Consider the following 18709-nt stretch of genomic DNA (forward strand, 5'->3'; position numbering starts at 1 on the left):
CCCACCCCCTGACTGGGGTGAATATAACAACAACATCATCCGGCTCGAAAGAGATCATCAGTGATGTCGTTCACCGGTGCCCCCGATCATCACAGCCTTCTCGCCGAGCGCTGAGACCTCCTCCCGCCGCACCCAGGCGCGGTACACGCCGCGCTCGATCCGTTCCAGGCCGAGCCCGGCCGCGTGCGGCGCGTTCCCGCCGGTGTACTCGACGAGCAGTTCCGTCTCCCGTTCCGCGAGCACCAGGAAGGAGGCGCCGCGCCACTCGCAGACGGTCGTCACGTGCCAGATGGCCGCGCAGCCGGCCGCGGGAACCACGCGTACGAACCGGCCGGGCGCCGCCTCCTCGAAGCCGTCCGCGGGGACCGGGGCGTACAGGCGCATGAACAGCCGGCCGTCGACGAGCTCGGCCGACGCCTCGTAGTCCGTCCCGTCCCAGCGGGCTCGGTACGACTCCCCGTTCACCGGTCCGCCACCATCAGCCAGCGGCCGTGGTCGGCGTCGTACCTCGCCTGGACGCGCTCCTGGCCGTCGAACCCCAGCTCCACGATCTCTGCGCCGTGCGGCAGGCCGACGCCGTCGACCTTGTACTCCCTGATGGTCTCGGCGGCGTTCGGCAGCAGGCCCATGCCGACGAACGGCGGCTCCTCGATCACCCAGCCTGCCACCGCCGTCCGGCCCCGCTCGTCGACGCCGCCGTAGGGGGTGCGGTAGAGCTCCACCCCGATCGCCGGCCAGCGCAACAGGTTGACCGCGCCCTCCGCGGTCAGCGCGTCCTCCTGGAGCAGCGCGTCGGCGAGCACCGAAGGGGTCGCGATGTGGGCGACGTCGAGCGCGTGATGGCAGTAGCCGGAGATCCGCGGCCGCTCGCTCTCCAGCAGCTCCTGGAGCTGTGCCACCTCCAGCAGCTTCTGCATGATCGGGAGGCCGCTGTCCGGCTCCGCTGCCAGGTCCTGCTCCAGCGTGGGCACCGCCAGTCTGGCGACCGTGCCCGGTTCGAGCAGGAACGACGGCTCCAGACCCGGATTGACGGCCAGGCCCCAGCGAGGATCGGGCCAGGCGGCCGCCAGCTCGACCAGCGACAGGATCCGGAAATGCCGCACGCCGCCGTCCGTCGCCTCGCGCATCGCCTCCGCCGAGGTGTACACCGCCACCCACACCCGATCGGCGCCGGGGAACGTCGGCCAGGTGACCGGCTCCTCGCCCCTGGCGGCGGCCTGGCTGACCGGGCAGGCGAAGTCGGCGTACCGCAGCAGCGCGAGACAGGTGGTCAGGTCGTGCCGGCCGTGCGCCTCCTGGAGCCGCTCCTCGAACGCGGTCGGTGCCTGCATGGCGACACCCTAGTGGGTTGATCGGCTTCCCTGTAGGTTGCGCGTGTGACGGATCGGCCGATTGCCCGCACCCGCGACGAGGCTCTCGTGTACCTCGACCTCAACCCGTGCCAGTGCGGCTCGGTGGAGACCGAGTGGGACAGCGGCGTGGTCAGCGTCGAAGGCTCGCTGGCCAAGTGCTACTCGGGTGCCTGCGACGACTGCGGCGCGGCGCGGGAGTACCTGTTCTCGCTGCCCCGACGCGAGGTCATGCCGGCCGGCTGGCCGACGTTCGGCGGCGCGGAGCCGTCGGAACTGCTCGACGCCGGGGAGTGGATGTGGCTCGCCGATCTCACGGCCGGCAACGTCCCCGACGACCCGGAGGACGGCCGCCGGGCGCTGTCGATGGCGCGCGCGGCCGTGGAAGAAGTGCTCAAGTTCATCCCCGAAGGGCAGGACGACGTCCCCGCGACGGCCTTCTGGTCCGCCCGCGGACGGGAGGTACGCGCCGCCGAGCCTCCCAGGTTCCGCCGCGACCGCCTGATGGTCGTCCGGGACACCTACCGCGACCTCGCCGACCGCTGAACCTGTGCTCGCCGCGGCGGTCAGGGCGTGTCCTGCCCCGCAGGGGGCAAGTGATCCTCATGTTCGGCGAGCGAACGACGGCGGTGGTCCCTCGGGCTGAGGTCGTAGGCGGTACGGAACGCGCGGCTGAACTCGGCGCCGTTCCTGAAGCCCCAGCGCACGCCGATCTCGCCGATCGGATCGTCCCTCAGCCGCGGGTCGGCCAGGTCGGCGTGACAACGTTCGAGCCGGCGCCGGCGAATGGTGGCGCTGACGGTCTCGTGCCGCTGCTCGAACAGCGCGTGCAGGGTGCGTACGGAGATGTGGTGGTGCGCGGCGATGCTCGACGGCCCCAGATCGGGGTCGCCGAGATGCTGGTCGATGAAGGCGTCGATGCGCGCGGCCAGGATCCGGTGCCGGCTCTCGGCCGACAGTTGGCGGCCGGCATCCAGGCGTCCGGACAGGAAGGCGGCGGCCAGGTCCACGCCGATGGTGCCGAGACGTGGCAGCTCGGCGGGGTGGCAGCCGCTCGCGTGTTCGAGCAGGCCGGTGAGGTAGCGGGCCAGCATCGCCCCTGAGCCGGTGGCCGCCGGGAGCCTGGTGGCCAGCAACCGCTCCATCTGGCCGCGGGTCAGCGGCAACGCGTCGCGCGGCAGGAACAGGAGCGTCACCCGGGTCGGCCGGTCCGTGCCGAGGAATTCGGTCGTGTACGGGGAGGAGGTGTCGAACAAGCCCATGTCGCCGGCCTGTAACAGAGACTCGTTGCCCTGCTGCCGCAGCCTGTTCGCGTTGTTGTGCACCAGGAACAGCTCATAACCCTCGGGATCGTGCCGGCTGATGTGGGCCGGCGTGCGCCGGCCCTCCAGCGGCGACATCGTGAAGTCGCCCACGCGCACGCGCGACAGGTCGATGGACTGCACCCGGCCGTGGAAGTCCTCGGCGTGCTCGCTGGACAGTGCTGTCGGGACGACCTCGTGCGCCGCGATATGCGCCCACCACTCCAGGCGATCCTTCCTCGGGATCGCATCGGTGGAGAGGGAGACCACCGGGCTCGCTTTGACTGTGCGGTGGATCCAGGAACTCCGGTACGGGTGATCGCACACCGCGTCTACGCTGTCGGCCACCGTCCAAGGGTCCACAACCCCGTCCCCGGCCGCAAGGGAGCGCGTCGAACTCTAGCGACCACAGCCAGACCACGAGTACATGATCAGGCCAGCGATGCTTGCACGCCACAGGATCTGCGTGGAAGCGGTACTCGGCGCTCTGGCCGCTTCTTCGGCGCACGCTGTCTGAATCATGCCGGCCGGAACATCACGGCTCTGGAAACCGTGCTGGCCAACGCCGGCCGAATATGCCGATCACTACAACCGAAACCGGCCGCACCGTTCCCTCGCCCTGGCAGCCTCGACCGGTGGCTTCGGTGATCAGGTGGTGCTTGCTGCCGGCTCGTCCTCGGTCGACCGGGGACGGGCCGGTCTGCTCCCCCTTTTAACGCTCTGATCTGCGAGGAGTCCACCGCGGCCCGGGAGAAGTCGAGCACGTCGGCGGCCCGCAGCCGATCCAGCAGGACCTCATGCAGCGCTGCCACACGCCGGAGGCGTTCCACTCGGCCAGGCGTCGCCAGCACGTCATGCCCGAGCCGTAGCCGAGCTCCTGCGGCAGGTGCTCCCAGGCGATCCCGGTGTGCAGCACGAACAAGATGCCCTGCAGTGCCAGCCGGTCATCCAGCCGCCTACGCCCTGGATGCCGGAACCGCCGCTGACGCTGCGGTAACAGCGGCTCGATCACAGCCCAGAGATCATCGCTGACCTCCCATGGCTTCGGCTTGGCCACCTGCGCTCCTCTCGCTCGGCTACAGCGAGAGATCAAGGCACAACAGAGATCATTCTGTTAGGTGCTCTAAGTGCCCGTGTACAAACTGATCGTCAGGTTGGCTTGGGAGGCGTGGATCGCGCGAGTCGTCGTCCCATGAGGATGATCATCGCCCACAGGACCATGGCCTCGTGGTGCTCGGATAACCGTTCATAGTCACGGACGCACCGCCTGCGCTGACAGATCCACGACAGCGTCCTCTCGACCACCCACCTGCGAGGCAGGACCACGAAGCCGCTGACATCGTCGCCGCGTTTGATGATCTGAAGGGTGAGCCGGAGGTGCTTCTTGGCCCAGGTGACAAGCTTGCCCGCGGCGCTGTCGGCCCAGATCAGCGAGATCCTCTCGTGCCAGTCGCGCAGGCGTTCCAGCGCGGGCTTGGCGCCGTCGCGGTCCTGGACGCCGGCGGCGGTGATGATGACGACCAGCAGCAGGCCCAGGGTGTCCACGATGACGTGCCGCTTGCGGCCCTGCACTTTCTTGGCTGCGTCGTATCCGCGGGAGATGGCGGCGACGGTCTCGGCTGCCCGTGGCGACTGTGAATCGATGATCCCTGCGCTGGTTCGGCCTGGCGTCCTTCGGCCAGTCGGACGTGTTCGCGCAGGTCGTTGTGGAGGGCGTAGAGATCGCCGTCCTGCCACCAGCGGGTGAAGATCGCGTGGACGGTGCGCCAGGGCGCCAGGAAGTCGGCGGGCAGATTGCGCCACTTGCAGCCGTTGTCGACCACGTAGCGGATGGCGTCCACGATGAGGCGACGGCAGTACTTCTCGGGGCGTCCGCCGTTGCCGTCCACCCAGGCCGGCCAGGGCATGACCGGCTCGATGGCCTGCCATTCGGCGTCGATCATGTCGGTGGTGTAGCAGCGGGTCCGGGCCGGGCGCCGCGCTCCGCGACAGTAGCGGCAGGCCACACATGAGCAGGCAGTTTCTTCGTTGTGGGGGACAGCGGCAGGAGCGGTGGCGTACAACGGCGGCAGACCTTCCGGTTGGTGACGGGGCATCGATAACCGCCGTTACTACCGGAGGTCGCTCCACGTCGTCAACGATTCGCGCTACGTCACCATTTCGCCCATTTGCCGTCCGGCACAGCGGGCTCAGGGATCAGTTTGTACACGGGCACTTACCGGTCCTGAGTTCGTACAGCCGTCACTTCAGTCCGCGCTGATCGCCTTGGGCTATGCCTTCGGCCACGCGGAGGAGAACCTGACCGCCCGGCCGCCGACACCCTTCGAGTGCGAGACGCTGGAGCTTGAGCCCGGCGAGTGGATCGTCCAGGTGCTCCGGGCCGGCTATTCGACCGAGAACACACCCATCCACGTCCTGGAGACGATCTGCGCCGCCAACCGGCACATCTTCCGATCAGCCAGGTCTCCGGCTACGACGAATTCTGAGGGACACCGCCCCAGGCCGCGACCGGTCCCGACCCCCATCCTTTACGGGCTCGTCGTCAGCGCCGGGTTCGTTTCGACAACGCCGTCGAGCACCTGGTCGATGCGCCCCAGAAGATCGGCGTCGAGCCGGACCCCGGCCGCTTTGACGTTCTCCCTCACCTGCTCGGGCCGCGATGCACCGATGATCGCCGAAGCCACATTGGGGCGCTGCAACACCCAGGCCAGCGCGAGCTGTCCTAGGGACAGCTCGGCCTCATCGGCCAGGGGACGCAGCCGCTGCACCCGTACCAGCACGTCCTCACGCAGGAAGGGCTGGATGAAACTGCCCGCACCGCTCAGGTCCGCGCCGCGCGACCCGGCGGGCGACGGCTGCCCCGGCCGGTACTTGCCCGTCAGCACGCCCTGTGCAAGAGGGGACCAGGCGAGCTGACTGAGCCCTTCTCGTTCGCACGCCGGCATGACCTCGGCCTCGATCACCCGCCACAACGTGCTGTACTGCGCCTCGTTGGAGATCAACGGCACGTGCAGTTCCCGGGCGAGCGCGGCGCTCCTTGTGATCTGCTCGGCCGTCCATTCGGAGACGCCGACATAGAGCACATGGCCCTGCCGGACCAGGTCAGCGAACGCCAACATGGTCTCCTCCAGCGGCACCGTGCGGTCAAATCGATGCGCCTGGTACACATCGAGATAGTCGGTGCCCAGCCGCCGCAGCGACGCGCGTGCCGACTCCATGACGTGCTTGCGGCCAAGGCCTTTGTCATTGGGCCCGCCCGGCCCGGTAGGCCAGAACACCTTCGTGGATATCTCCAAGCCTTCCCGTCGCTGTCCTTTCAGGGCGCGGCCGAGCACCGACTCGGCCGCGGTGTTCGCGTACGCGTCCGCGGTGATGAACGTGGTGATGCCCGTGTCCAGTGCCGCCGTGACGCACGCCCGCGCACGTTCTTCCTGGTCTGCGGCGTCGTGTGCAAGCCAGTGACCATAGGAGATCGCACTGACAGAGAGGCCGCTACGGCCGAGACGACGAAATTCCATGCATTTACGGTAGTCCTTCATTTCGAGTGCCGAAGCCCTTGTCGAGCCGATTTGACAAATAAATTTAAGGAGCTCTGGAGGTAAATTCCCAGAACATATAAAGGTGAATTTGTCAAATTTCGCGCGGGGGATTCATGGGATTAGCCTCGATTCTTCAGCGGACTGTGTTGTGTAGTGGCTCCGCTGGCTGTCCGTAACGTCCCCGATGCGGTTGGGGCGGGGGCCGTCGCATGACGCTGCGGGGCGCCGGGTTCCACGGGCCGGGCTGAGCTCCTTCCTGGTGGTTGAGGTGAGGGGCCGGCTTCAGCCTGGCGGCTTCGTGGCCCTGCCCCGCAGGTGGGTGGTCGAGAGGACGCTGTCGTGGATCTCCCAGCGCAGGGGGTGCGTACATGACATGAACGGCTATCCGAGCACCACGAGGCCATGGTCCTGTGGGCGATGATCATCCTCATGGGACGACGACTCGCGCGATCCGCCTCTCCTGAGTCGCCCCTGACGATCAGTTTGTACACAGGCTCTAAGAAATCTTGCTTCTCATCCGATGGTTGCATGCTCGAACACTCGGATGGGTGGGGCTGGGATCAAGGCTGTGTGGGTGGCTCGATCGTCGGGGCCTGTTTCCGACCCGGAGGGATGCTTGGGGACCCGCTGGGGACCGCACGCCATACCTGTACTGCCACGGCCCGCAGGTCGGCGAACTTCTTGGGGAGCCTGTATCGGTCCATGACTTGCGAAAACGCTCACTCCCATGTTCTGGGGGTCAAGGGGTCGCAGGTTCAAGTCCTGTCGTCCCGACGGTTGCGAAAGGCCAGCCAATTTGGGTGAAAGCCCAGGGCGGCTGGCCTTTTCTGTTGATCACTCAACCTTGATCGATGATCTAGACCGCTCTCAGTTTGGGACCAGTTTGGGACCAGCCCCCTGAGAGGTGGGCGCTGAGGGCGTTACCGGCGGCGGCGATGGAAGCGCCGTCCGGGTGGAGATAGCGCTGCGTGGTCGTGAGGGACCCGTGACCGGCGATCTTACGAAGGACGTGCACGGGCACTCCCGCATCGGCCATCCACGTCAGGCCGGTGTGGTGAAGATCGTGACGGCGCAGGTGCTCATAACCGAGCGCGGCCACCACCTCGTCCCAGTGCGTGGCATCACGCAGTACCGCCGTCGTGATGCGACCGCCCCTCGGGCCCGTGAACAAGCGGGCCATTGGATCGTTTCCGGTGACTTGCAACCCGTGAGCACCGGATCGCGAACCTCGGCGATGAGTGGAGCAAAACGCCCGCAACCAATTACTGCAAGTACTACTTCAGGGACCAATAGCCGGCGGCGCAGAACCCCGAAGGAATGCCGTGGCCCGGCGGAACGGCACGGCAACGCGCTGAAGAGTTTCTATGACAAATACCATGTCGCCACCCATCTCGCCTTCTGGGTGAGCGTCGTGCCGTAGCCGTCTTCGTCGGTGTATCAAAGTGGGGGTGTTGGTCAGGTACGGGCCGACACCCCCACCGTCCGCAGACCAACCAACAAGAGGCCAATGATGCAGAACCCCGATCGCGCTCTTCCCGAGGAAAGTCAGTGGGACCTACTGGCCGAACACGGCCTGGAATTCTGGTTCAGCTGCCAATGAGTGGACACGGAAGACGGCAACGAGATCGCCCGCCGACTGGGCGTCGATCCCCGAGACGGCATGTCGTGTGACTTTGAGACAGCCATGCAGTCATACGAAGCCGGCCCGGGGAAACTCATCATCTGGGCGGGAAAGCATTCGGCGGGGTGGTCGACCATCCTCACCCTCAGCGGCGTGACGGTGCCGCCACACCTGACAGAGGCGCTGAGCGCCGGAGAGCATCGCGTACTCGAAGCCTATTTCGTGGAAGAGGCCGATCCCGGCAAGCTTCTCTACACCCGTGACAGCGAATACATCGGAGAGATATTCCCACCGTCCTCCCCTGGGGGGATGGATGGAGGTCCCAGAGTTCGAGGCGTACACGAGCGGACTGGAAGTCACCGACGACATAAGCGACGCTGAGGCCTTCGACCGCTACATGTGCATGGGCAGCATGATCCGCCGTTACATCATCTGGCGGAACCAGCACGCCACCGACGAACGCCTCGGCGAGGTCGTGACCAAGGCCAACGTCGCCTGAATCGGGCTGATCCGAACGACTGTGTCCTCGGCCGCATCGATCCCCACTTCGTTCGCCGCTCATCAGGGCAGGCGGGCGTGTTCGGCTCGGGTGGCAGCGATCCGCTCACGCGCGAGCGTACGGGCCCGCTTGGTGTCGTCGCCGGTGAGCCGGGCGAGGATCGCTGCGAGCGGCCGGATCTGGCCCCGGCCGCCCCAGTGACCCTCGGGGATCTCGGTGGGGAATACCCAGATCCGGCTGGCGTCACGCGGCCAGGCGCCGTTCTCCGCGTCGAGGATCGCCTCGGTGACCTCGGCGATGACGCTCGCACGCTTCTGCTCGTCGAGCTGGCCTTCGGGGACGGACGGGACGACCTTGTAGCGAGGTGCGTCCGCGGGTTCTCCGCCGACGTAGATGCCGGCCGGTCGGTGCAGCCAGAGCCAGGAGACGGAACGGCTCACCGGGTCGGCGGGGTCGAATCCCTCGTTGCGGATGAGGATCTCGGTGATGCGGTTCAGCAGGGCCGCCTCGGTGTCTGGCTGGAGCGCGCCGTCGGGGATGTACACGTCGAGCATGGGCATGGCCGATCTCCTTTATGGGTTTAGTTTTTCAACTCAGGCCGGGAGTCTACGAGGGCTGAGTACAGCTTGTAAACTCAGATGGGTACACTCGTCCCATGGAGACGCGGCGAATCGACCCGGTGAACTGCTCGGTGGCGCGCGCCCTGTCGGTGGTGGGGGAGCGCTGGTCGCTGCTGATCGTTCGTGAAGCGCTGGACGGCGCGCGCCGGTTCGGAGAGTTCCACTCCCGCCTCGGGATCGCCAAAAATCTTCTGGCGACTCGGCTCGAGACCTTGGTGGCCGCGGGAGTGATGCGCCGTGTGCCCTATCAGGAGCCCGGGGATCGGCAGCGCTTCGCCTACGAGCTCACCGAGCAGGGCCGGGCGTTGCGGCCCACGCTCGTGGCGCTCCTGGAATGGGGCGACACGTACCTCGCCGACCCGCAGGGCCCGTCGGTCATCGTCCGGCACCGGCCCGTCGACGGTGCGAACTCCTGCGACGAGCCGGTCAAGGTCGTCCTCGAGTGCGCTGCGGGGCACAGCCACCTCGCCCCGGAAGACGTCTGCCGCACGCCCGGGCCGGGCGCGCGCTTCGTGGAAAGCTCCTGAGATCCCAGGATCGTACTGAGCAGCTCATGTCACGAAAAGCATGACCCAAGCAGTGGGGCCGACGCCTGGGCCGGGCTGACCTGCGGTGGTGATGCCGCTCGTTTGGGCCGTGGGGCGCGATTCTTGCCGGCGGGCCTTCTATGGCGGCCGTTGTGTCGACGCCTTACTCAACCTGATGAGGATGCGTGCGGACGATGTCGCGGCGCCGGTCTTCTGGCAAGGCCAGGGCCAGGTCGAGGATCAGGGAGCGCTCGGTGTGCTCGCCGGCCGCGATGCCCTCCAGCACCTTGACCGCAATGCCGCGCTGGAACAGGTCGTTCAGGACAATGAGCCCTTCCAGGAGGTTGCGGCCGAGCCGGTCGACCTCCTGGACGGTCAGCATGTCCCCGTCGCGCAGGTAGGACAGCGCCTCCAGCAGGGCGGGCCGGTCGTCGGTGGCGAGCTTGCCGCTGATCTTCTCCTCGAACACCTTCAGGCAGATCGGGTCGAGGGCGTCGTGCTGGCGTTGGGTCTTCTGCTTGTCGGTGCTGGCTCGGACCAGGCCGATGAGCGCCACGAGGGGGCCGCCTTCCGTTCATCAAACGTCGTGCGCGGACTAAGAGGTGCCGGCAGAAAATGAACGGCCAAATGAACGCCCGAACCGGACATCACGCCCGGATTCCCCGCCTCGCCGGTCCATCTGGCGCGTGTTTGTCAAACGGTCGTTAGATGAACGCGCCGGACGCGCCTACGGATCGAAGTCGCGCGAGATCAAATCACGTCCGAGGGGGACTCGGGGTGGGCAAGGCTCTCGTTTGGAGCTCATGACACGTTTCTTACGGCACCCCAGTAGCCGCACGTCAGCACAGGCAAGCCGTGTCCCCGTGGCGCTGGCAACCAGGCAGCCAGCGGGATTCAGGGTCTGCGCTCGGGTTCATGCGAAATCGGATCGCTTCGCCGCCGGCAATGTGCGACGGTCACTGCATGCCTCAACCGATCTTGCGTACCGAGCGTGTGTTGCTCGTCCCGCTCGCCGACCGGCACCTCGACTTGGAGGTTCGACTCGACTCCGATCCCGAGGTGCTTCGCTATCTCGCTGGACGGCCGCCGACCAGGGACGAGGTGGTAGCCGCTCATGCGCGGCGGATGGCCCTGACGGGCAAGGTGGACGGCTTGGGTTTCTGGATGGCCTTCGTCCGCGATGGCGGGGGGCGAGGTTCGACGCCACCGGAACGGGAGGAGGAGGGGGAGTTCATCGGACTCATGATGCTGCCACCGGCGCATGGTCCCGATCAGCCCGACGATCCCACCGTCTCGGATCTGGGGTATCGCCTCGTTCGCCGGTACTGGCGTCGAGGCTTGGCCAGCGAGGCGTCCCTGGCGCTTTTGCGGCACGCCTTCGACACGGTCGGGCAGAGTCGCGTGATCGCGCAGACCATGGCCGTCAACGCCGGATCCCGGGGGGTCATGCAGGCCATCGGCATGCGGTACGTGCGCACGTACTACCCACGGTTCGACGACCCGCTACCAGGTACGCACCTGGGCGAGGTCGAGTACGAGATGACCCGCGCCATGTGGGAGAGGCTCCGCTGAGCCGGAGACCCCCGGTATCAAGGTCACCCCGCAGCGACCTGCGGTGATGTCCCTCGTTTGGGCCGTGTGGCACGTTTCTTACCGACACCGAAGACGTCTACGCTCGCATGGAGCCACCGGCCGAGGGCAACATCGCGGACGCCGACGGCGAAGGACCTCGCACACCGAACACGGCGGTGAACGTCTGGCGCCCCTGGAAAGGCGTTCTCGCCCACGCGATGTGACGGGCGCATGTTGGCGTCGCGCTCGCCAGGCGCCCTCAGTCGAGCGCGGTCGATGAGGCGGCCGGTCGGCTTGCCCGGGATTCTGCACGAGCAGGGCGAGTGAGGTCAGCCTTCGGAGTATTGACTGCTTGGGCGCGACTCTGCTGCTGAGCACAGCGATCAGCGCGGTCATGGCGGCGCCCGGAAGGTGAGGCGATCGTGGCCGGGGCCGCCCCGTTCTCCGGGGCTGCGGAGCGGGGCAGGCGCCCGGCACGTGACCGACGTGTGTTCCCGGTCTCCGCCGCCACCGCACTTCCTCGCCGACGCACAGGGTCCGGCCGGAAGCCGCGTCGGCGCGCTCCAACCTCACCGGACGCGAGCAGGTCTAAGAGACAGCTGTTGTGTTGTGGCGGCCGTAGGTCAGACGCCGTAGGAGGACCTCCATCGGGCCTCGATGGCCTGTGCGGTGCAGCCAGTTCGCCAGGACGATCGAGACGGCGCCGACCGCGAGGGCGATGCCGAAGGCGGCGGCGAAGCCCACGTCGTCGGACAGGCCCAGCGTGAACGGGTAGAACAGGGCGAGGAACACCGCTGACTGGAACAGGTAGAAGGTCAGCGAGCGCTGGCCGAGGGCGACGAGGGCGGCGGTGAGGGGGCCGAGGCGCGATCGCGTCGCGATGAGCCCCATGAGGGCGGCCAGGCCGATGCCGCCGGCCTGGCCGGTGAGGGTGTGCGCGAGGACGGCGGCCCAGGGCGCGGGGGGCGTCCACGCGCCGGACAGCAGCAGGGCTCCTGGGAGTCGTCCGGCGAGCGCGATGCCGAGGCAGATCACGGTGACGCGGCGCAGCAGGGTCCGGTGCCGCTGGGGCTCGTCCAGGACGCGGCGGCGAGCAGCCTAGATGCCCAGCATCATGCCCGGCATGATGTCGATCGTGCCCAGGACCGTCTTCACCGGCCACATCTGGAGGCCGGACAGCAGGTGGGAGCCGAGGTCGGCCGGCATGATCCCGGCCCCCGCGACGTTCACGGCGCCGGCGAAGGCCAGCAGGATCGGCCCGGAGGTCACGAGCACCGCCGGGAGGAGGGTCAGGGCGGCCGTCCGGCACAACACCGAGTCCCGAGCCCGCACCAGCGGAACGAGCACCAGCAACGTCAGCCCGTACACCGCGATGATGTCCAGCGGCACGAGCACTCCATGCACGAAGCCGATGACGATCAGCCATCGGCTCCGGCGCCGCAAGAGCCTCCTGAGCGAGTCCCAGTCCCCGCCCTTCACCTGGTGCCGGTAGGCGAACTGGCCCAGCGCGTAGCCGAACATGAACACGAACATCGGCCGGGCCTGGTTGTGGGCGAGCAGATGATCGAGGAACGCGGCCACGCGGTCGAGCACCCCGAAGGCCGTGCCGGTGACGAGCACCGGCGCGTGCGCCACCGCGATCGCCAGCAACATCACCCCCCGGGCCAGGTCCGGCGCCAGGGACCGGCCGGTCGTCGTCGTGACGGTCACGGCCTTCACCCGACCCGCTGCAGGGCACGCTCGCGGCGTGCCGCCACCGTCGAGCCGGACTCCCCGCGTGCCATCCGCCGCAGCACGACCGGCGCCACGAGCAGGCCGAACACCGCCCAGGCGCCCAGCACGCCGGCGGTCTCCAGGTGCCGCCACGACTCGCCGATCTCGACGGCGACCGCCGAGTCCGGCAGCAAGGCCGACCGCATGCCGAGGCCCATCCAGTAGATCGGGAAGACCTGGGCGATCCCCTGCAGCCACTCGGGCAGCGAGGTGATCGGGTAGAAGATGCCGGAGATCCCGATCAGCGCGAGGAACGGAAGCTGGACCAGCCCCTGGGCACGGGCGCTGGTGAACACCGAGCCCAGCACCGCGCCGATCGGCAGGGTCGAGACCAGGCCGAGCGCCAGCACCCAGGCCAGGCCGGGCCAGGAACCCGGGCCGATCCGCAGGCCCTCGACGAGGAGCACGGCGGGCACGAGGAAGATCACCAGGTCGGCCAGCAGGCCGCCGGACACCGAGATCACCTTGCCGATCAGGTAGGCGGGCATCCCGTGCGGGGTCGCCTTGGCACGCAGCAGCGTGCCGTCCTCGCGGTCGGCGGTGAGCTGCTGGCTCATGCTGATCATGCCGGTCGCGGCGTTCATGCCGAGGATGCCGGGTAAGGCCAGGGCGCCGAGCAGGAGAGGGCCGGCCGGCAGGTCGCGGATGAAGAAGAGTGTGGCCACCATCAGGGCGGGCCACAGGAAGTGGGAGAACAGGTCGGCGCCGTTGGTGAACGACTGCCGCAGCTCGATCAGGCCCCGGGACCAGCCCGCGCGCAGTACGGTCGTGTTCACCGGGCCACCCCCTCGGCCTCGCGCACCAGCGCCAGGTACGTCTGTTCCAGCGAGGCCCGGTGGACCTCCAGTTCCTGGACGTGGTCGCCGTGGCGGGCGAACAGCTCGCGGGCGAGCGTGGTCGAGTCGGGTGTCCTGTGGATGTATCGCCGCCCGTCGCGCACCCAGCGCACCTCGTCCTCGCCGGCGATCCGCCGCGCCAGCTCGGCGGCGGTGCCGTCGGCGACGATCCGCCCACCGTTCAGCACGAGGATGCGGTCGGCCAGCTTCTCGGCCTCGTCCAGGTCGTGGGTGGTGAGCAGGACGGTGGTCTCGCGGGCGTCGGCCAGGTCGCGTACGAGATCGTGGAAGTCGGACCTGGCCTGCGGGTCGAAGCCGGTGGTCGGCTCGTCGAGGAACAACATCTCCGGGCGCCCCACGAGGCCGACCGCCACGTCGAGCCTGCGCCGCTGGCCGCCCGACAGCGCCTTGAGCTTCTTGCCGGCGTGCTCGGTCAGGCCGACCCTCTCGATCAGCCCGTCGGGGTCCCAGGGCCGCGCGATCCCGGGGACGGCGTAGGGGGCGTAATAGGTGCCGAGGTGGGCGAGGAACTCGCGTACCCGCCATTTGCCGTGGTCGCGCCAGGACTGCAGCACGATCCCGAGCCTGGCCCGCCACCGCTCGTCGCCGTGCGCGGGATCGGTGCCGAGCACCGAGACCCGGCCCTGCGACCGGATGCGGAAGCCCTCCAGGATCTCGATCGTGGTGGTCTTGCCTGCGCCGTTCGGCCCCAGCAAGGCCAGAACCTCGCCGTGGCGGGCCTGGAACGTGACGTCGTGCAGGACGTCGAGCGAGCCGTAGCGCATGCGCAGCCCGTCGACGTCGAGAACGACGCCGCTACTCTTCGTCATGAGATGACCTCTCTTCGTGATCAGATGGCCTCGTGCCGGAGCGCATGCCGGCGGAAGCCCGGCACGAGGGCAGGACGCATCGCGGCCCGAACCGGGCCGGAGCGTGGGGGCAGGGGTGCTGGTTACCAGCTTTCGCGCAGGAGCGTCTCCTCGACGCGATCGATCAAGCCGGCCCGGTCGACACCGGTCAGGGCGAGCGCGCGTGGCACGGTGCCGACGTCGGCGCTCAGGACGCCGAGCAGCAGATGGGCAGGACGCAGGTCCTTCTTGCCCTTGGCGGCGGCGAAGCCACGTTCAAGCGCGAGCCGGGCGGAGGCGCCGGGCTTCGGATGATCCTTGGGGTCGCGGAACGGCCTCGGAAGGTCATGGGAGGCGAGGGGGAGCCCGACCGCGTCGAGGCTGTGCTCGAACTCCCGGTCCAGCGCATCCTTGATCGCCTGCCGCCCGAGCCCTGCCGTCGCCAGCACGCGGTGCGCGGCGGTGCCCTCGACGGCGGCGATGGCCAGCAGGAGGTGGTGGGCCTCGGTGGCGGCCGAGCCTTCCTCTCGTGCCTCGGCCGCTCCCCGCACGACGATGTCGTTGATGTAGTGGTCGATCGTGCTCACTGTCGTCTCCTCAGCGTCACGCCGGCGGCGATGAGCCGCTTGGCGTGCTTCTTGTGGACCGCCTGACGGGTGACGCCGAGCGCCTCGGCGACCTCCGGCCAGCCCCGCCCGGCGCGCATGGCCTGCTCCACGGCGGCATCTTCGAGCTGGTCGGCCAGGCGTCGCAGCGCCACGACCGCCGCAAGCGCGTCCGCTGGACCCTGGGGTACGGGTACGTCTTCTGCCGGCATACAAGCAACCCTAGTTGACTAATCTGCAGCAGTCAACCAAGGTTGCTTAAGCTGGCCCAGGGCTCGGTGAGGGCGCCGTCGTGGGCAATGACGGCGGCGGCCGACGGCTTGGAGAGGGGCGGGACAGCGATGGCGTACTGATGGGTCGTCGATCAGCCCCAGCGTCGCCGCAGCATCGACGAACTGATCGCCCATCGGGCCGGCTCGGGCACCGAGATGTAGCCGCCCTCGGCAGTCTTGGTGTGGTCGTGGTCGTGGTCGTGGTTGTCGTCCGCGACAGCGCGTATTGGATCAGCGCCCCGCCGTCCTTGGGGTGCCTGACCACCTGACGGGGCCATCAGGCGAAGAGCTGGACGACGGTGGCCTTCTGGTCGAGAGTGGCGTGCGCATCGTGCTCGGCGTCGTTCAACAGGGGGCGACGGGTCCTGGGAATCCGCTGGTCGTCGAAACCCAGACAGGTCGTCGGCTCGTGTGTGCTGAAGACCAGACAGGGGCCCGTGGCCACAAGGGGCAACAGAGCTGTTGAGGAAGAGATACCTATTCCTCCTGGCTCGTCCGCGTCGCGGCATTGGCCCCCGCTTGGATCGTGCCGCTGTTGACGCCCGTGTCCTTGCCGTACTGGAACTACGAGATCCTGTCCCTGACATGAGGAAGGGCGGGGCACGTGAGAGAAGAGCCTGTCGAGCAGACCCGGCTCGGTTCGCGCGGCCGGGTGCTGGCCATGACGGCAGCGGCAGTGGTGGCGCTGGGGGCGCTCGCAGTCGCCGCGCTGGATGCGCCACCGGACCCCGGTCCCGGCGCCGGCCCGGTGGCGATCACCGAGCCGGCACCGACCGTCACCGAGCCGGCGGGCACGGGCACGACACAGACCGCCGAGCCACCGGGGGAGACGGGGCGGCCGATACCGACCTGGGAAGGCCCGACGGTTCCGCCGATCGATCTCACCCTCGCCCGCGGGATGGAGTCGGCACCGGTGACGATCGTCGAGTTCGGCGACTTCAAGTGCGTGAACTGCGGAAGGTTCGCCCGCGAGATCGAACCCGAGTTGCGCCGCCGCTACATCGACACGGGCGTGGTACGGCTGTTCTGGCGCGACTTCCCCGCCCAGGGCCGCCAGTCCATGCGAGCTGCGATCGCCGGCCGCGCCGCTGCTCGGCAAGGAAAGTTCTGGGCCTTCCACGACGCGATCTACGCTGACCAGTCCGGTGGCCTCGGCGAGGAGAAGTTGCGCTCGGTCGCCGCCAAGGCCGGACTCGACCTGGCCGCCTTCGACACCGACCGCCGTGATCCGGCCCTGCGCGAGGCCGTGGAGCAGGATTTCGCCTTCGGCGCCCAACTGGGCATGCCCGGCACCCCGGCGTTCCTGATCAACGGCACGCTGTTCTTCGGCGCACAGCCGCTGTCCGCGTTCGTCAAGCAGATCGAGAAGGCCCGGCATGAGTGAGGTCGGGTACGCCGCCGCCTTCCTGGGCGGGCTGTTCACTCTCCTCAGCCCGTGCAGTGCGCTGCTGCTGCCCGCCTTCTTCGCCTACGCCTTCCCCGGGCATGCCGCGCTGATCGGCCGCACACTCCTGTTCTACCTGGGCCTGTGCGCGGTGCTGGTCCCGCTGGGGATGGGCTCCGCACTGATCACCGGGTTCTTCTACGGCCACCAGGACCTGCTGATCACGGCAGCGGGAGCGATGCTGATCCTGCTGGGTGTGCTGCAACTGGCGGGACAGGGCTGGGCGGTCGGTCCGCTGGAACGGCTGCGCGGCCACGTCCGCGGCGACTCGCCCGGTGCCGTGCTGGCGCTGGGCGCCGTCTCGGGGCTGGCCGGATTCTGCGCCGGGCCGGTGCTCGGCGCGGTCCTCACCATCGCCGCCGCGTCCGGCAGCACGCTGCGCGGCGCCGTACTGCTCGCCCTGTACGCCGCCGGCATGGCCGCGCCCTTGCTGGTGCTGGCCCTCGTGTGGCAGCGTTTCGACCTCGGCCGCCGGCGTTGGCTGCGCGGCCGTGGCCTGCGGCTCGGCCGGTTGCGCCTGCACACCACCACCTTGGCCTCCGGGCTCACCTTCATCGGCCTCGGTGCGCTCTTCCTGGCTTTCGACGGCACCCGCACCCTGACGGTGCCGATCCCCGAGGCGTGGGAGGCCGGCCTGCAGCAGGCGGCGGCAGCCGTACAGGTGCCGGATCTGCTGGTGGTCGCGGGACTGGGAGCCGCTCTGGCCGTGTTCGTTGTGCGGCGGCTGAGGAAGGCAGGGAAATGATCGAGCGGATCCCGCTCGGCCGCAAGCCGGCACGCCTGGCGGGGGCTGCCTGAAAGGCGGGCCGGCAGGGCCGGAATAGTTTATCGTCCACGAGGTAGCCGCAAGGCGGATCGCGTACGGCGTATCCACGGGGCAGTTGTGGCGACGACCGCAGCCCCGACGATGAGCACCTCCCGGTCAAGGACGACAGGTCCCGCTGAGGACCCGAGCCGGCCGGCCATCGGGGCACCCCCGTCGGGAGGTGCCCGCCGACGCCATCTGTGTCACTGCGCGAGCACGTCCGGGAAGCCGGACATCGCGGCCAGCGTGGGATCCCGGAACTTGATCACGCGGGTGACCCCGGTGGTTGCGGGGGCCAGTACCACAACGCCCTCGGCATCCCGGGGTACACGACGGCGGCGGGTTGGCCGTTGGCTGTGGTGGCGATCATCCGCCAGTCGCCCGGTGTGCCCAGCACGTACGCGCCGAGCATGTGGATGCACATCGTCCGGCCCGACTGCCAGTCGCGGAATGGCGTCTCCTCCGGCGTAGCGTCCGCGCGCAGCACCTGTTCCAGCAGGCCAGCATGGGAGCGCTCGAAGGCTGCGATGTAGCCGTCGAGCAGCGCACGTGCCTGTTGATCGGTCGGTTCGAGCAGTTCCTCGGGCTCCGGCTCCAGTTCGTCCAGCCGGGCACGGGCGCGCTGCAAGCTGGCGATGACCGCCGGCCGCAGCGACGTTGGTGGCGATCGTGTGAAGCCACGATCGGATCGACGCGCGGCCCTCGAACCCGGAGGAGGACCGCCACGCCCGCAGATACGTCTCCTGCACCAGGTCCTCGACATCGTGCGCCGAGCCGACCATGCGGTAGCAGCGCGCCGGCAGCTCCCGGCGGATCCGCTCGGTTTCCGCGGTGAACCGGTCTTGAAGCAGCGCCACGCGCATGTTGGAGGTCACGCCGGGAGCCTGATGTTGCAACACGTCCGGGTTGTCCTGGACATTGCGGCTGCTGGAACCGACGCGCCCCCAGCACGGGCGCGGCGACGATGACGCCGCTGCGCAGCGGGGTGAGGCGCCGACGGCTAGGCCGTGTCTCAAAGGATCGTGAGCCAGTCGTTGATGGCGGCGATGTGGACGGTGGCTTCGTAGCGGACGGCGAGTTTGTCGTACCGGGTGGCGA

At 68.5% G+C, this 18709-nt stretch carries 20 protein-coding genes and 5 pseudogenes; 7 read left to right on the forward strand and 18 right to left on the reverse strand.

The genetic code is table 11. The features are described 5' to 3' along the window. Positions 1–57: 57 nt before the first annotated feature. Both ACIBQ8_RS46355 and ACIBQ8_RS46360 read right to left on the reverse strand, forming a co-directional pair. The gene (locus tag ACIBQ8_RS46355; protein WP_397195317.1) at positions 58–465 is read right to left on the reverse strand and encodes a hypothetical protein; all 408 of its coding nucleotides are present in this window, start codon (positions 463–465) and stop codon (positions 58–60) included. Next, entirely contained in the window at positions 462–1331 is an 870-nt protein-coding gene (locus ACIBQ8_RS46360) for an SseB family protein (protein WP_397195318.1), read from the reverse strand. The genes ACIBQ8_RS46355 and ACIBQ8_RS46360 overlap by 4 nt, the downstream gene beginning before the upstream one ends. Positions 1332–1376: 45 nt before the next feature. On the opposite strand from ACIBQ8_RS46360, the gene ACIBQ8_RS46365 reads away from it, so the two are divergent. Next, positions 1377–1895, forward strand: a complete 519-nt coding sequence (locus tag ACIBQ8_RS46365; RefSeq protein ID WP_397169292.1) for a hypothetical protein — start codon at positions 1377–1379, stop codon at positions 1893–1895. A gap of 20 nt (positions 1896–1915) precedes the next feature. Here ACIBQ8_RS46365 and ACIBQ8_RS46370 read toward each other — a convergent pair whose 3' ends face one another. The 4 genes and pseudogenes from ACIBQ8_RS46370 to ACIBQ8_RS46385 all read right to left on the reverse strand — a co-directional run. Beyond that, a complete protein-coding gene (locus tag ACIBQ8_RS46370; protein WP_397195319.1) occupies positions 1916–2998 on the reverse strand; it encodes a helix-turn-helix domain-containing protein in 1083 nt (360 codons plus the stop codon). A 283-nt stretch (positions 2999–3281) separates the two neighbouring features. Next, positions 3282–3707: pseudogene (locus ACIBQ8_RS46375) on the reverse strand (IS5 family transposase); the annotation flags it as partial. 92 nt (positions 3708–3799) lie between these two features. Further along, positions 3800–4453 carry a transposase gene (locus tag ACIBQ8_RS46380; RefSeq protein WP_397195320.1) on the reverse strand — a complete coding sequence of 218 codons (654 nt, stop codon included), beginning with the start codon at positions 4451–4453 and terminating at the stop codon, positions 3800–3802. Further along, positions 4423–4539 (reverse strand): annotated as a pseudogene (locus ACIBQ8_RS46385) (transposase); the annotation flags it as partial. The pseudogene ACIBQ8_RS46385 and the gene ACIBQ8_RS46380, both read right to left, overlap by 31 nt. A gap of 376 nt (positions 4540–4915) precedes the next feature. Between ACIBQ8_RS46385 and ACIBQ8_RS46390 the strand changes: the two are divergent. Beyond that, a pseudogene (locus ACIBQ8_RS46390) lies at positions 4916–5035 on the forward strand (GntR family transcriptional regulator); the annotation flags it as partial. Between the two features lie 143 nt (positions 5036–5178). Here the strand turns inward: ACIBQ8_RS46390 and ACIBQ8_RS46395 are convergent. Together ACIBQ8_RS46395 and ACIBQ8_RS46400 are read right to left on the reverse strand one after the other, a co-directional pair. Then, the gene (locus ACIBQ8_RS46395) at positions 5179–6168 is read right to left on the reverse strand and encodes an aldo/keto reductase family protein (RefSeq protein ID WP_397195321.1); all 990 of its coding nucleotides are present in this window, start codon (positions 6166–6168) and stop codon (positions 5179–5181) included. A gap of 877 nt (positions 6169–7045) precedes the next feature. Beyond that, on the reverse strand, positions 7046–7369 hold the full coding sequence (locus ACIBQ8_RS46400) for a tyrosine-type recombinase/integrase (protein WP_397195322.1): 324 nt from the start codon (positions 7367–7369) through the stop codon (positions 7046–7048). A 754-nt stretch (positions 7370–8123) separates the two neighbouring features. Between ACIBQ8_RS46400 and ACIBQ8_RS46405 the strand changes: the two genes are divergently transcribed. Beyond that, entirely contained in the window at positions 8124–8309 is a 186-nt protein-coding gene (locus tag ACIBQ8_RS46405) for a hypothetical protein (protein ID WP_397195323.1), read from the forward strand. Positions 8310–8371: 62 nt separating this feature from the next. Here the strand turns inward: ACIBQ8_RS46405 and ACIBQ8_RS46410 are convergent, their stop codons facing one another. Next, positions 8372–8869, reverse strand: a complete 498-nt coding sequence (locus ACIBQ8_RS46410) for a hypothetical protein (RefSeq protein WP_397195324.1) — start codon at positions 8867–8869, stop codon at positions 8372–8374. 95 nt (positions 8870–8964) lie between these two features. Between ACIBQ8_RS46410 and ACIBQ8_RS46415 the strand changes: the two genes are divergently transcribed. Next, on the forward strand, positions 8965–9456 hold the full coding sequence (locus ACIBQ8_RS46415) for a winged helix-turn-helix transcriptional regulator (RefSeq protein ID WP_397195325.1): 492 nt from the start codon (positions 8965–8967) through the stop codon (positions 9454–9456). 163 nt (positions 9457–9619) lie between these two features. Here ACIBQ8_RS46415 and ACIBQ8_RS46420 read toward each other — a convergent pair whose 3' ends face one another. After that, positions 9620–10012: a recombinase family protein gene (locus ACIBQ8_RS46420; RefSeq protein ID WP_397195326.1), complete on the reverse strand. Its 393-nt coding sequence runs from the start codon at positions 10010–10012 to the stop codon at positions 9620–9622. A gap of 407 nt (positions 10013–10419) precedes the next feature. Here ACIBQ8_RS46420 and ACIBQ8_RS46425 point away from each other — a divergent pair, with 407 nt between their 5' ends. Then, entirely contained in the window at positions 10420–11028 is a 609-nt protein-coding gene (locus ACIBQ8_RS46425) for a GNAT family N-acetyltransferase (RefSeq protein ID WP_397195327.1), read from the forward strand. Positions 11029–11616: 588 nt separating this feature from the next. On the opposite strand, the pseudogene ACIBQ8_RS46430 reads toward ACIBQ8_RS46425, so the two are convergent. From ACIBQ8_RS46430 to ACIBQ8_RS46455, 6 genes and pseudogenes are all read right to left on the reverse strand, one after another. Continuing rightward, positions 11617–12114: pseudogene (locus ACIBQ8_RS46430) on the reverse strand (DUF418 domain-containing protein); the annotation flags it as partial. A gap of 12 nt (positions 12115–12126) precedes the next feature. Continuing rightward, positions 12127–12738, reverse strand: coding sequence for a hypothetical protein (locus tag ACIBQ8_RS46435; RefSeq protein WP_397195328.1), 612 nt, complete (start codon positions 12736–12738; stop codon positions 12127–12129). 5 nt (positions 12739–12743) lie between these two features. Continuing rightward, a complete protein-coding gene (locus ACIBQ8_RS46440) occupies positions 12744–13577 on the reverse strand; it encodes an ABC transporter permease (RefSeq protein WP_397195329.1) in 834 nt (277 codons plus the stop codon). Further along, entirely contained in the window at positions 13574–14467 is an 894-nt protein-coding gene (locus tag ACIBQ8_RS46445; RefSeq protein WP_397195330.1) for an ABC transporter ATP-binding protein, read from the reverse strand. The genes ACIBQ8_RS46440 and ACIBQ8_RS46445 overlap by 4 nt, the downstream gene beginning before the upstream one ends. Positions 14468–14589: 122 nt before the next feature. Continuing rightward, on the reverse strand, positions 14590–15072 hold the full coding sequence (locus ACIBQ8_RS46450) for a Clp protease N-terminal domain-containing protein (RefSeq protein ID WP_397195331.1): 483 nt from the start codon (positions 15070–15072) through the stop codon (positions 14590–14592). Continuing rightward, positions 15069–15302: a hypothetical protein gene (locus ACIBQ8_RS46455; protein WP_397195332.1), complete on the reverse strand. Its 234-nt coding sequence runs from the start codon at positions 15300–15302 to the stop codon at positions 15069–15071. The genes ACIBQ8_RS46450 and ACIBQ8_RS46455 overlap by 4 nt, the downstream gene beginning before the upstream one ends. A gap of 664 nt (positions 15303–15966) precedes the next feature. Between ACIBQ8_RS46455 and ACIBQ8_RS46460 the strand changes: the two genes are divergently transcribed. Both ACIBQ8_RS46460 and ACIBQ8_RS46465 read left to right on the forward strand, forming a co-directional pair. Further along, a complete protein-coding gene (locus ACIBQ8_RS46460) occupies positions 15967–16746 on the forward strand; it encodes a DsbA family protein (RefSeq protein WP_397195333.1) in 780 nt (259 codons plus the stop codon). Continuing rightward, positions 16739–17551, forward strand: coding sequence for a cytochrome c biogenesis CcdA family protein (locus ACIBQ8_RS46465; protein WP_397169266.1), 813 nt, complete (start codon positions 16739–16741; stop codon positions 17549–17551). The genes ACIBQ8_RS46460 and ACIBQ8_RS46465 overlap by 8 nt, the downstream gene beginning before the upstream one ends. Before the next feature lie 325 nt (positions 17552–17876). On the opposite strand, the gene ACIBQ8_RS46470 is transcribed toward ACIBQ8_RS46465, so the two are convergent. Both ACIBQ8_RS46470 and ACIBQ8_RS46475 read right to left on the reverse strand, forming a co-directional pair. Beyond that, a complete protein-coding gene (locus ACIBQ8_RS46470) occupies positions 17877–18239 on the reverse strand; it encodes a hypothetical protein (RefSeq protein WP_397195336.1) in 363 nt (120 codons plus the stop codon). Positions 18240–18273: 34 nt separating this feature from the next. After that, positions 18274–18474 (reverse strand): annotated as a pseudogene (locus ACIBQ8_RS46475) (sigma factor); the annotation flags it as partial. Positions 18475–18709 lie beyond the last annotated feature (235 nt).

This window comes from Nonomuraea sp. NPDC049646, assembly GCF_044465525.1.
GTDB lineage: Bacteria > Actinomycetota > Actinomycetes > Streptosporangiales > Streptosporangiaceae > Nonomuraea.

What these genes read in the sequence shown, in the direction of transcription:
- ACIBQ8_RS46445 (WP_397195330.1), bottom strand. Translation starts at nt 14,467, where the DNA reads ATGACGAAGAGTAGCGGCGTCGTTCTCGACGTCGACGGGCTGCGCATG.
- ACIBQ8_RS46410 (WP_397195324.1), bottom strand. Translation starts at nt 8,869, where the DNA reads ATGCCCATGCTCGACGTGTACATCCCCGACGGCGCGCTCCAGCCAGAC.
- ACIBQ8_RS46415 (WP_397195325.1), top strand. Translation starts at nt 8,965, where the DNA reads ATGGAGACGCGGCGAATCGACCCGGTGAACTGCTCGGTGGCGCGCGCC.
- ACIBQ8_RS46425 (WP_397195327.1), top strand. Translation starts at nt 10,420, where the DNA reads ATGCCTCAACCGATCTTGCGTACCGAGCGTGTGTTGCTCGTCCCGCTC.
- ACIBQ8_RS46360 (WP_397195318.1), bottom strand. Translation starts at nt 1,331, where the DNA reads ATGCAGGCACCGACCGCGTTCGAGGAGCGGCTCCAGGAGGCGCACGGC.
- ACIBQ8_RS46400 (WP_397195322.1), bottom strand. Translation starts at nt 7,369, where the DNA reads ATGGCCCGCTTGTTCACGGGCCCGAGGGGCGGTCGCATCACGACGGCG.
- ACIBQ8_RS46405 (WP_397195323.1), top strand. Translation starts at nt 8,124, where the DNA reads ATGGAGGTCCCAGAGTTCGAGGCGTACACGAGCGGACTGGAAGTCACC.
- ACIBQ8_RS46455 (WP_397195332.1), bottom strand. Translation starts at nt 15,302, where the DNA reads ATGCCGGCAGAAGACGTACCCGTACCCCAGGGTCCAGCGGACGCGCTT.
- ACIBQ8_RS46395 (WP_397195321.1), bottom strand. Translation starts at nt 6,168, where the DNA reads ATGGAATTTCGTCGTCTCGGCCGTAGCGGCCTCTCTGTCAGTGCGATC.
- ACIBQ8_RS46465 (WP_397169266.1), top strand. Translation starts at nt 16,739, where the DNA reads ATGAGTGAGGTCGGGTACGCCGCCGCCTTCCTGGGCGGGCTGTTCACT.